The organism is Psychromonas sp. (genome assembly GCF_983033635.1).
On sequence record NZ_CEZLMY010000110.1, the window covers coordinates 1 to 11,798 of the forward strand.

Below are 11,798 nucleotides of genomic sequence, written 5' to 3' on the forward strand. Positions count from 1 at the left end.
TATTCTGGTCTCCGAGCTGAGTCCTGATAAAGCACCTTGAGGTATCATGGGTATAGTAAGTCTGTTTTTATCCTCTTCCTGGCAAATTATTAAACAAGCACAATTAGAGAAAAAACAGATAGCGAAGTAAAAAAACACAGGGAAACAGTAAAACTATCCCTTTTTTAAATCATACTTTTAACACAATTTTTGCCGGCTTTTTTTGCTAAATACACACCTTGATCTGCCATCTTAATTAACTTTTCCACTTGCTGCATATTATCTTGTTTACTCGCCACACCAATGCTGACACTGCCGCACCAGGTGCCTTCCCCTATTTGTACTTTAAGTTCAGCCACGGCGTCACATAGCAGCTGTGCGATATGCTTAGCACCCGCAAAATCGGTATTTTCACAAATAACCAGAAATTCATCACCGCCCAAACGACAGACAATATCGTCATTACGTAACGTTTGCTGCAGTTGCTGGCTAAGTTCAATTAATACTTTATCACCCGCATCATGCCCGTAAGTATCATTGACTACTTTAAAATGATCGGCATCAATCACCAAACAGGAAAGTGGTTTGTTTTTTTGCTGCGCTTTTTTCCACAATGCTGTTAGATGAGACATTGCATAACGACGATTAGGCAGGTTAGTTAGCGCATCAGTTACAGCAAGTTGCTTAAGATGTTGATTGGCTTCTTGTAACGCTTGCGTGCGTTTTGCAACTTTCATTTCCAGTGTCTGATTTAATTGATGCAGCTCTTTATTACGTTCAGATACCTGCTTAAACAAGCTGCTTAAAGCACTTAATAACGCTTCGGTCGCACTATCAACTTCCGTACTCTCAGCTTGAAAAGCTTGCTCTGCAGTGCTGCCTTTCTTGATGGCTGCAAGTTGCCTTGCCATATTTTGATCCATTCCCAAAATATGATAAACCAACCAATGTGTTAAAAAGTTTAAAAGATCCCTTGATGCAGTTAGATTTTCAACTGAAATTTCATCATGCATTACTGTTATTTTTAATAAAAAATCTAAATGAGCTTTAATATGTTGAGAGTAAAAGCGCGCATCAATGCCCGCTTTTTCCATCAGTGTCTCTTCTTCCTGAAAATGATAAATCGTATATTCCTGTAGCTCTTGAAAAACAGTTTCAATATCTTTTAATGATAATTCATTTTGTGCAAGTAAATTACCAAATTTATTTATTAAGCCGACAAGATGAAAATGCTGCTGATCAACCTCAGCAAGCCCAGTAACAAAATACGTATCCCAACGAAATGACTCCATAATTTACCTAATATTAATTTTTTAAGAGAGTGAGAAATTTAATTATAGCCATGCTCAATATAAACAAAAGCACAATACTTGCTTGCACTGGCTGTAAGCGTTACTTTATAGAAAATATTTGCCTAGGATCAACTTATGAATCACATACTTTATTCATACCGTCGTTGCCCTTATGCGATGCGTGCACGTTTAGCAATCGCCTATAGCCAACAACAGGTTTCACTTCGAGAAATCACCTTAAAGTTAAAACCTGAGCAGATGATAGCTTTATCTGCAAAAGGTACTGTACCAGTTTTACAATCAGCAGATGGAACTGTACTTGATGAAAGTTTAGATATTATGGTTTGGGCGTTAGAACGTTGCGATCCTGATGGTTGGCTGCAGGGTAATTTAGCTGAGATGTTAAGTTTAATTGACGAAAATGATTTTGAATTTAAAGGCTGGCTCGATAAATACAAATATGCGGACCGTTTTCCACAATACCCTGCAATTTATTACCGAGATAATGGTGAAGAGTTTTTAACAAAATTAGAAAACCGACTGACAAATAGCCCTTACCTATCTGGTGAAAAAATCAGTCTTGCTGATATGGCAATATTTCCATTTATACGCCAGTTTGCTTGTGTTGATAAAGAGTGGTTTGAGCAAAGTCCCTACCCGAGTCTAAAAATCTGGTTAAGCAATTTTAGCGACTCCGCACTGTTCAGATCAATAATGAAAAAATACCCGACCTGGCTTGAATCCAAACAACAAATCATCTTCCCAGAAACTCAGTAAGAATAAACTCTGCTTGGAAATGGATTGCCCTATTTCTGATGGTTTAGGTATAAACCATCAGAAATTTTGAACAAACTATTCTTTTTCTGTCTGTTTGATTGTCAAAAATATCATCTAAGATGAACTTGTGTTCATAATATTAGAAAGGTATTTAAATGTTAGAAGCAGTTAAGCAATATAATATGACAGCTAAACTCCTGCATTGGGTTTCAGCATTATTTATTTTCGGCTTGTTTGCTCTTGGATTGTGGATGGTTGATCTCAACTATTACAGTGAGTGGTATAAAACAGCCCCTCACTGGCATAAATCTATTGGCCTGTGTTTATTTGCACTGACCCTATTTCGTATTATCTGGAAAAAGATAACCGCGACACCTGAAATTGAAGGTGAAAAGTGGGAAATACAAAGTGCTAAAATAGTCCATGCCACCCTCTACCTTTTATTACTTAGTATCTTTATTTCAGGGTACATGATCTCAACCGCAGACGGGCGAAGTATCGAAATATTTAACTGGTTTTCAGTGCCAGGTTTTGGCTCTTTTTTTGAAAACCAGGAAGATATTGCCGGTATCGTACATTACTACCTGGCATTTACACTGATTGGCTTAGCGGTTATTCATGCGCTTGCCGCTTTAAAACATCACTTTATTAATCAAGACAATACCCTAAATAAAATGCTTCGCATCAAACAACAATAGGAATTTAATAATGAAAAAATTATTTTTGCCAGTGGCACTAACAGCTGCGATGCTAATGCCAACATTTGCCAACGCAGCAGATTACAACATAGATAGCAAAGGCGCACACGCTTCAATCAATTTCAAAGTGAGTCACTTAGGTTACAGCTTTATTCAAGGCCGTTTTAATAAATTCGACGGTCAATTTAGCTTTGATCCGCAAAATATTGCCGCTTCTAAAGTGACTGTAAATATTGATACTCGTAGCCTAGATTCTAACCATGCTGAGCGAGATAAACATATTAAAAGCAGCGATTTCATTAACGCGAGCAAATTTTCGACTGCAAAATTTATCAGTACACAAGTAAGCTCCAAAGCCGATGGAAGTTTAGCCATTACCGGTAATTTAACTCTGCATGGTGTCACTAAAACGATCACTATTGATGCTGATTTTATCGGTGAAGGTAAGGATCCGTGGGGAGGATATCGCGCAGGTTTTCAAGGTACAACACGTTTGCAGCTAGCAGACTTTGCGATCCAGGTAATGGGCAGCTCCAGTTATGTGGATATGGACTTACACGTTGAGGGTGTTCGTTTGTAGTTTTTAATACCGCCATCATAATTGCTCAATAATAAGTCCTTAAATTCTTTAAGGGCTTTTTTAGCGCCCTCCGACTTTCCACAAATCGAACAATTACACTTAGCAACTATCAAATTCTAATACTTCAGGTGCTTCAACTGCAAATCTCACGGTACGACAATGACAACTTCCTTTCTATACCCAAACTACTTCAAGATTATGAACGTAACGTCAGTGTCACTAACACAATACCATGATCGGTACTTTCACCATCACGATCAAAGATAGGATTGATTAAATGCCGGTCATAAGTGTGGTATTCACTTAATTCAAAGATGCTTGATTGGCAGCGCGCATCAAACTCACAGGACAATAAAATATAATCGAGCACCGAACTAGTTTCACCGAAATAATGGGTCGCTTTACGTGTTATATGTTCAGTGTCATTATCGGTTGCCTGATACAGATCCCATGAATCTTTTAACAGGTATTTAGCAAGAAAAGCCTCGCTGTCGTATTTGGAAACAAAACGTAGAGAGTCCGTTATCAGATGAGTTAGAATGCCATCTGCCAGGGTATTATTAAAATCTCCCATCAATACCATAGGCAGTCCGGTTTTCTCACGACGGTTTATCATATTAACCATCAACAGGGCAGCTTCACTGCCCCGTTGAATTGTTGATCCCCAACCACCCGCCACCTGCGCTTTAAGCTTTTCGACAATATTTTTTTCACTCGACAGGCGATCGTTATTTTCAAATTCAAGCATTGGTCGTTTAGACTTAAAATGCACCACATAACAATCACAATCACCAATATGCGGTAAATCAACCGTTGCCCGCAACACTTGCCTACTAAACGAAAAATCGTCTGTAAGCCCCATTGCCAGCGCAAGATCTGTATCTGGAATAACTGCATCAACATTTTTAATCGGATAACGTGAAGCAATAGCAACCACAGGACTTCGGAAGATAAAATCATCAACGATCTCGGGTTGATCCACCACTGCAAAATGCTTATAACCATGTTGTAAAACCAGATCACATAACGACTCAGGGCTAAACACCTCCTGAAAACCAACCAGATCGGGCTGAAACTCATTCAAGTAATCGGCAATCCAACGCTGCTTTTTGTCCCACTGCGCCGCACTGTAGATTCGCTCAAAATCATAATAAGCAAACGGAGGCTCAAGGTAATTAAACAGATTAAAGGTGGCAATTTTGAGTTTAGAATGAGGCACAAGCTCATTTGAGCTTTGAACTGTTTCAGACTCAGGTGGATTATTTGCTGGCAAATTGATTGTCTCAGGTGATGTTTATATAAGGATTATAACGCAATTGCTGCGAGGGTGTTATTAAGCTTAGGATTCTATAGATAGCGATTAGCTCATGTAACCGGCCGGTTTGCTTTGAATCAGGCACGTTTAACTCGCCCTTCTCCCTCAAAATATCAAGCAAACAGATAATTAATATACAGATAAAGAACTATACTTAATCAGCTAAATATAAAAGAGTGGCTGTAATGCTAAAAGGAATTAGCAAATGAGGGTTTGCACGTGAAAAAAATAATAACCAGTTGCCTGGGGCTAATATTGCTTTGCTTACCTTTGCAGTTATTAGGCAAACAAAAAGTCTTAATCATAGAAAGTTACCATAGCGAATTTGCTTGGGATCAGAATTATATTGACGGTATTAAATCGGTCTTTAAAGATGATTTTGAGCTGTTATATTTCCAGATGGATACTAAACGCCTGCCTAAAACGGCTTACCAGGAAAGAGCAAATAAAGCCTGGGAGCACTTTCAAAAGACAAAACCCGATTTAGTTATTTTAGGTGACGATAATGCGCTTAATTACCTCTCTCTGCGTTTTTCTCAAACCGTAACACCTGTAATCTACCTTGGTATCAACAATAACCCCCGCCATTACAATATTCATCATAGTAAAAACATAACCGGTGTATTAGAGCGCCCTTTGATTAAACGTGCGATTCCAACTGTGGCCCAGTTATTACCCCAAAAAGTAACTAGTATATTATTGATGTTTGATAATAGCCTGACCTCTCACACTATTTTAGAAGAGGTATTTTCCACTAATACACAGATAATTATCTCCGGTATTAAGGTCGAAATCAGGTTAATTGGTGACTGGGAAACCTGGCAAAATAAACTGTTAAGTACGGCTAATAATTATGATGCTGTGTTTTTAGGTTTATTCCACACCCTTAAAGACAAAGATAATAACCATATTCCCGCAGAGCAAGTTCTTCAGTGGTCGGCAAAAAACACCCCGGTTCCCCCTTTTGGTTTTTGGGATTTTTCAATTGGTCAGGATAAAGCGATTGGAGGCTTAGTACTGTTTGGTTATGAGCAAGGAAAACTGGCTGCGGAAATGGCAAAAGAGGTACTGACAACAGGTATCGAACCTTATCAGTTGGGCACAAAAACGGCTGAAAAAGGCAGTTATCTTTTTAGTCGTAAAGCGCTGCAAAAATATGGCATTACGCTGCCGCAGAAACTGGAAAATAAAGCGATCTTGATTGACTAAAAATGGTATAAAACTTCCCTTTCTTTTTTTTGTCGATAAAAATTACTGTGACAAAGTTCGACAAAAACATCAACTTATATATCCCCCTACCCATTAACAGTCTATTCTTGCAAAAATTAGGAACAAGACACTGCGCTAAAAGGATTTAGCAAATAAGGTTTTCCCCGTGAAAAGAACAATTTATTACTGCTTATGCTTAGTTTTACTTTATTTACCTGTACAAAGTTTTGCCAAACAAAAAATATTAGTCATCGAAAGCTACCACAGCGAGTTTGATTGGGATATCAGTTACAAGCAGGGTATTCAATCGGTATTAGAAGATGATTTTGATCTGCATTACTTTCAGATGGACACTAAACGTATTGCTAAGTCTTTATATAAAGAACGCTCGGATAAAGCATGGAATTTTTATAAACAACTCGAACCCGATTTAGTAATTTTAGGCGACGATAATGCGGTGCAGTATCTCAGTGAGCGTTTTCTCCAGGTAACAACCCCTGTTATCTTTCTGGGATTAAATAATAACCCCCGTCATTACAATATCCATCAAAGTAAAAATATTTCCGGCGTGTTGGAGCGTCCGTTGCTTAAACGCGCGATTCCTATCATTGATCAGGTGCTGCCACAGAAAGTAAACCGTGTATTAGTTATGTTCGACAACAGCGTTATCTCCCACACTATTTTAGAAGAAGTATTTTCAAGCAATACACAACTGACAATATCTGGTATTGCGGTTGATATAAAACGAATTGGCGAATGGTCTGAGTGGCAGAAGACACTGCTCAGCGCTGCTGATAAAAATTATGATGCGGTATTTATAGGTTTATTCCATACACTGAAAGACAGTGAAGGCAAGCATATGCCAGAAGAACAGGTTCTTGAATGGTCGGCCAAAAATACACCACTTCCTCCTTTTGGTTTTTGGGATTATTCTATTGGCGAAAATAAGAATATCGGCGGTTTGGTTATATTTGGTCATGAGCAAGGAAAGCTGGCGGCCGAGATGGCAAAAGAAGTACTTGTAAGCAAGGTACAACCCTACCAGATTAGAACAAAAACAGCAGAAAAAGGGCGTTATCTTTTTAGCCGTAAAGCGCTGCACAAATATGGCCTGACACTACCGGAAAAAATGGCCAAAAGAACAATATTTATTGATTAACAGAGCGGTTCCCTAACTATTTTTATTGGTTAGGGACGGGAATATGCTACAACACCTCTTTAATAAACCGCATGACCTCTTTTACCCTTCTGGGCATATGCGTATGCCGATGAAAACAGAGGTAAAGAGGTTCGCTCACAGGATTAGCCAAAGTATGAACTGTAATTAAATCTGGGCTATGGAATGATCTAACCGCATTCAATGGTAAAACGGTAAAACCAAAACCTCGACTTACCGGCTCGAGTATCAAACCAATCTGATTGGAAAAACCCTTATGCTCAAATTGAGCGCAACATTCAAACTCTAAAAAATTTTCACTTAATAATAATTGACTGTGATGTTGTGCATCAGGATGTGAAATAAACCCCAGCTGCAATAAACAGTTCCAGTCAACGGCAGTGATTGTATTTGCTGTTACCAACACCAGCTCTTCCGTGCCTATTTTTTGGCAAACTACATCATCAAGTTCGCTCAATTGACTCATAATACCGAGATCATATTTACGATCGGCAATATCAAACTCAATTTGCCTATTCGGTGCAAATATATAATCAACCTGCAACTGCGGATGCTTTGCTTGATAATCAAGCAATAAAGAATACAACTTTAAACCGATACTGCCCGGTGAAGATATTTTTACGAGCCCTTCATACTTTGCATCCAGGTTAACGCTATTTTCCAATCTGCTCAGCGCAGATAGTATCTCCTGCCCGTCGCGATACACTTTCTGCCCCGCATCTGTAAGATGAAATGACTTTCCCTCTCTGACTAATAACTCACTATCAAGCTGCAGCTCAAGCTTTTTAATATGCTGACTAACCCCGGACTGGGTCATATGCAGTTTATCTGCGCTGCGCGTAAAGTGCCCGACATCAACCAGCGTGCAAAAGGTGTGTAACAAAACAGGATTAATCATTACAAATTGCTCTCATTTCGATAATAAATGATAATTTTTCATACTTCACCATACACTATAGTATCTATCTTATCTAACCACTAACGAAGAGAATATTATGAGCACTGCATACCCAAGAGCGTTATCACATATCGGCATATCTGTTCCCAACCTTGAACAAGCCGTCAAATTTTATACCGAAGTATTAGGTTGGTACTTAATTATGGAGCCAACTGAAGTTGTCGAAGATAAAAGTGCAATTGGTGAAATGTGCACCGATGTATTTGGCTCTCACTGGGATAAATTTCGTATTGCCCACCTGTCAACGGGCGACCGTCTCGGCGTGGAATTATTTGAATTTAAAAACCAGGAAAACCCTGAAAACAACTTTGAATATTGGAAAACAGGTGTCTTCCACTTCTGTGTTCAAGATCCGAATGTTGAAGAGTTAGCAGAAAAAATCGTTGCTGCGGGCGGAAAAAAACGCATGCAAGCACCGCGCTACTACTACCCGGGTGAAAAACCTTACCGCATGATCTATATGGAAGACCCATTTGGTAATATTTTAGAAATTTACAGCCACAGTTATGAACTGACCTATGCAGCGGGAGCTTATAAATAAAAAAATGCCGTTCACTATAAAACACGGTTCGGCTCACAGCCAATACCATGATATGGCCAGCAAACGCCGGGCAAAAAAAAAGACCAGCACGGGGGCTGGTCTTTTGAATTAACTGGATACTGGCTGTACCGCCCTTACCTTACATGACATTCTCATCACTAAGGAGCTACGGTAATTGTATAACTCATATCTTGATCGTTAACACGAAGCAGATAGTTGCCGATAACATCTGTGTAAATATTGCTATTATCATTTTCGTTCAATATACCATTTTCATCCCAGTCAGCCCACTGTGTATCCCAGTTGTTATATTCGGTGAACTTAAAGCGTTGAGTACCATCTCCATCTCCATCTCCAGTGAATGTGACAACCAGTTCCCAGATGTGATCCGATACCAAAATCATCGCCGTTGCACCCCAGCCATTAGGCGTACCACGAAGATAAAAGCTACCCAGATTACTAACAGGAGGTTGCTCTGGCTTGACGTGACCGCCCACCCAAACCGAAACACTGCCGCCTTTCACTTTAAAGGTAGCGTTACCATCAGCATCCGTACATACGGTATCGTCGGCCGCATAATTGCCGGTGATATCAACAAAACACTCATCCGCATTATCAATGCCCATCGCCATCAATTTTGTACCAGCGTCTGCATCGGTCATTAACACAGCCATACCTTCTGAATGTTCGCTGTCACCCTCACGAGTCCAGCCGATCACATCAGAGTCATTCAAGTAACTGATCTGCTTACCGTACGCATAATCACGACGTGCCTGTAATAAAATATCCAAGGTCGTTTTATTGGATGTCATATCGATAGTGTGATCATTCCCGTCTGTACCTTTATCCGTGTAAGTTGCGCCATAATAATCCGCATAAAATACATTCGGATAACCTTCCTGACGCAGCAGAATAAACGCGTAAGCCAGCGGTTTAAACCAGTTCTCAACTGGCGATTCCAACGCCTGCAGCGACTGCGTATCATGGTTTTCAACTAAGGTAACCGCATGAGCCGGGTTGTTTTTCATCAAGGTGCCATTCATCAGACTGCCCATATCGTAGCCACCACTTCCCTTAGAAGCATTGTGGAAGTTCAAATGCAGCGGCGCATCAAACAACGACATACGGTAGTTGGTATCTTTCAGATAGGTCTGCAGCGAAGCCAGATCATAATCCCAGTATTCCCCGACCGTAAACAACTCTTTACCTGTCGAACTGCGCACAGAATCTAGCCATGTGTTGAAAAAGCCAGTATCAATATGTTTAACCGCATCCAGACGTAAGCCGTCTAGGCCTGCAAATTCAACATACCATTTACCCCATGTATTGAGCTCTGCGACAACGTCAGGATGACCCATATCCAGATCCGCGCCCATCAGGTAGTCATAGTTTACATATTCACTGCTCACCTGAGTGTCCCACGCTTTACCTTCACCGCGGAATTTGAAAATACTCTTCTCTTCGTTAGTTTGATCCCAATCTACGCCATCGAAATGCACCCAGCTCCATTTAAAGTCAGAGTACTGATTAGCACGAACAGGGAAATCAAATTTAGTCCAAGCTGCTATCTCGACATCACCGCCATGCTCACTATTACGGTCATCCGCAACTACACGAACGGCTGTAACCTGCTCTGTTGCCTCGGCTCCCATCTTATGATTCAGCACAATATCAGCGTAGATCTTAATCTCCGCTGTATGAGCAGCAGAGATAGCGTCCAAATATTGCGTCTTATCACCGTATTTAGTACGAGTCTGTCCCTGTTGATCAAATTCCCCCAGATCATACAGATCGTAGGTTGAGTAACCCACGTCCAGCTTGCCACTGCCATCTGTAATCTCCATCGCTTTATAAGCCGGCGGTAACCATAATGCAGTGATACCCGCATTCGCCAGATTTTGCGCTTCGCTAGAAACCATACTCCACAAGTTATCTTCCGCGGTGTTATACCAGTGGAAATACTGCATCATCGTTTCGTTAACAGTGCTTCCGCTGCCATCTGATGTAATGCTTAGAGTGTCGTTAACTGCATCCAGTTCAAAGGTATATTGTTCAGTCGCCGTTACCGTGATCGTAATTTGAGAATCATAATTAGCATTTTGCAATGCCAAACCATCCACTGCGGCAGACAGATTTTCATATGCCCACACAGGCGTCCAATCTGCCGATGCAAGCTTGAACTGATACTCGCCAGAGCGCAGATAAACTTTGCTTCGATATTTACCATCACCGATATAGGTCATCTGAAGACCGCCATTCCAGTCGGTTAATGTGCCACGAAGATAGAGTGCTTCAACATTGAAAGGTGGCGGCGTACCAAGATCTCCAGCTGGAGGAACAATTGTCAGCAGTGCATTGCTCGGATTGCTCAGATCTAACTTAAAGTGGTAAGAGCCAGTTATTGGCACGATAAACTGCGAATTACCGTCACTGTCATCAGCACTTCCCCACCAGTCATTCAGCAGCTCATTGTCAGTACCTTTACCCAGACTGTCACCTGAATAGATGCTGCTCCAATTGCTGCTAGCCAACTTGAAGTTAAGCGTTTCCAATGCATCTAAAGTCAGATCAAGTTCATAAATCCCCTGCCCTTTATATTCAAATAAATTATCAGTTCCCCAGTCGTTAAATTCACCGCGCAGGTAAAGAGGCGCGACAGGCGCATCCATACCCGTTCCCTGAACATCCCCTTGCTGCGGTTTCACAAAGACAACAACTGAAAGTCCCGGAATCACTAACTTGCCAGTTGCAACGTCAACCCGAGCCGCAATTAAACGCGAATCATTACCCGCCAGCATCACTGGATGCAATTCAAAACCATCAGCTCCAGGAATACTTACCCATTTATCCGAAGTACTGGCATTAATTGCCACCACTATCGCTTCATAGTTCGAATCCAGATCATCCCCCATTTCGACACCGTCATCAATACTCATAACAATGGTATTTATCTCAGCGGTGCCTACATTATGGAAAGTAACCCTGTCTATGATCTCCTGAGAAGTGCCTAAACGTAGCAGTTCACTTTGAGATCTGATTGCCAGCAGTTCTTTAAAACGCTCATTCGTCCAGTTAATATTTTCAGAAGAAGCAATAGTATTTGGATTAGCAATGATCCCCTTTATGGCATCCCAGTTTTGACCATCTTTATCAAATCGCGGTAAACCAACATTCCAGTTGTTGCTCTGCATACTGAAATCAACGCGGTTATACCAGTCACCTGAATCATAAGAATCACGCTCCATCGACTTAGAACGCAGCAGCTCCGTTCC

At 40.7% G+C, this 11,798-nt stretch carries 10 protein-coding genes; 6 read left to right on the top strand and 4 right to left on the bottom strand.

Annotated features, from left to right (window positions below; genetic code table 11):
* Window positions 1–164: 164 nt before the first annotated feature.
* Window positions 165–1,271 carry a GGDEF domain-containing protein gene (locus tag AC4GME_RS13130; RefSeq protein WP_490379544.1) on the bottom strand — a complete coding sequence of 369 codons (1,107 nt, stop codon included), beginning with the start codon at window positions 1,269–1,271 and terminating at the stop codon, window positions 165–167.
* Between the two features lie 135 nt (window positions 1,272–1,406).
* On the opposite strand from AC4GME_RS13130, the gene AC4GME_RS13135 reads away from it, so the two are divergent.
* The 3 genes from AC4GME_RS13135 to AC4GME_RS13145 all read left to right on the top strand — a co-directional run bounded on the left by AC4GME_RS13135 (window position 1,407) and on the right by AC4GME_RS13145 (window position 3,326).
* The gene (locus tag AC4GME_RS13135; protein ID WP_490376977.1) at window positions 1,407–2,048 is read left to right on the top strand and encodes a glutathione S-transferase; all 642 of its coding nucleotides are present in this window, start codon (window positions 1,407–1,409) and stop codon (window positions 2,046–2,048) included.
* Window positions 2,049–2,203: 155 nt separating this feature from the next.
* Window positions 2,204–2,746, top strand: coding sequence for a cytochrome b (locus tag AC4GME_RS13140; RefSeq protein WP_490376978.1), 543 nt, complete (start codon window positions 2,204–2,206; stop codon window positions 2,744–2,746).
* A 10-nt stretch (window positions 2,747–2,756) separates the two neighbouring features.
* Window positions 2,757–3,326 (top strand): YceI family protein, encoded by a 570-nt coding sequence (locus tag AC4GME_RS13145; RefSeq protein ID WP_490376979.1) that lies wholly within the window; start codon window positions 2,757–2,759, stop codon window positions 3,324–3,326.
* 196 nt (window positions 3,327–3,522) lie between these two features.
* On the opposite strand, the gene AC4GME_RS13150 is transcribed toward AC4GME_RS13145, so the two are convergent.
* Window positions 3,523–4,599, bottom strand: a complete 1,077-nt coding sequence (locus AC4GME_RS13150; RefSeq protein WP_490376980.1) for an endonuclease/exonuclease/phosphatase family protein — start codon at window positions 4,597–4,599, stop codon at window positions 3,523–3,525.
* A gap of 261 nt (window positions 4,600–4,860) precedes the next feature.
* Between AC4GME_RS13150 and AC4GME_RS13155 the strand changes: the two genes are divergently transcribed.
* Both AC4GME_RS13155 and AC4GME_RS13160 read left to right on the top strand, forming a co-directional pair.
* Window positions 4,861–5,850: an ABC transporter substrate-binding protein gene (locus AC4GME_RS13155; protein WP_490376981.1), complete on the top strand. Its 990-nt coding sequence runs from the start codon at window positions 4,861–4,863 to the stop codon at window positions 5,848–5,850.
* A 166-nt stretch (window positions 5,851–6,016) separates the two neighbouring features.
* Window positions 6,017–7,009, top strand: coding sequence for an ABC transporter substrate-binding protein (locus AC4GME_RS13160; protein ID WP_490376982.1), 993 nt, complete (start codon window positions 6,017–6,019; stop codon window positions 7,007–7,009).
* A gap of 46 nt (window positions 7,010–7,055) precedes the next feature.
* Here the strand turns inward: AC4GME_RS13160 and AC4GME_RS13165 are convergent, their stop codons facing one another.
* A complete protein-coding gene (locus tag AC4GME_RS13165; protein ID WP_490376983.1) occupies window positions 7,056–7,925 on the bottom strand; it encodes a LysR family transcriptional regulator in 870 nt (289 codons plus the stop codon).
* A 97-nt stretch (window positions 7,926–8,022) separates the two neighbouring features.
* Here AC4GME_RS13165 and AC4GME_RS13170 point away from each other — a divergent pair, with 97 nt between their 5' ends.
* The gene (locus AC4GME_RS13170; protein WP_490376984.1) at window positions 8,023–8,526 is read left to right on the top strand and encodes a lactoylglutathione lyase family protein; all 504 of its coding nucleotides are present in this window, start codon (window positions 8,023–8,025) and stop codon (window positions 8,524–8,526) included.
* A 158-nt stretch (window positions 8,527–8,684) separates the two neighbouring features.
* Here AC4GME_RS13170 and AC4GME_RS13175 read toward each other — a convergent pair.
* A partial coding sequence (locus AC4GME_RS13175; protein ID WP_490379545.1) for an alpha-amylase occupies window positions 8,685–11,798 on the bottom strand: 3,114 nt, incomplete at its 5' end.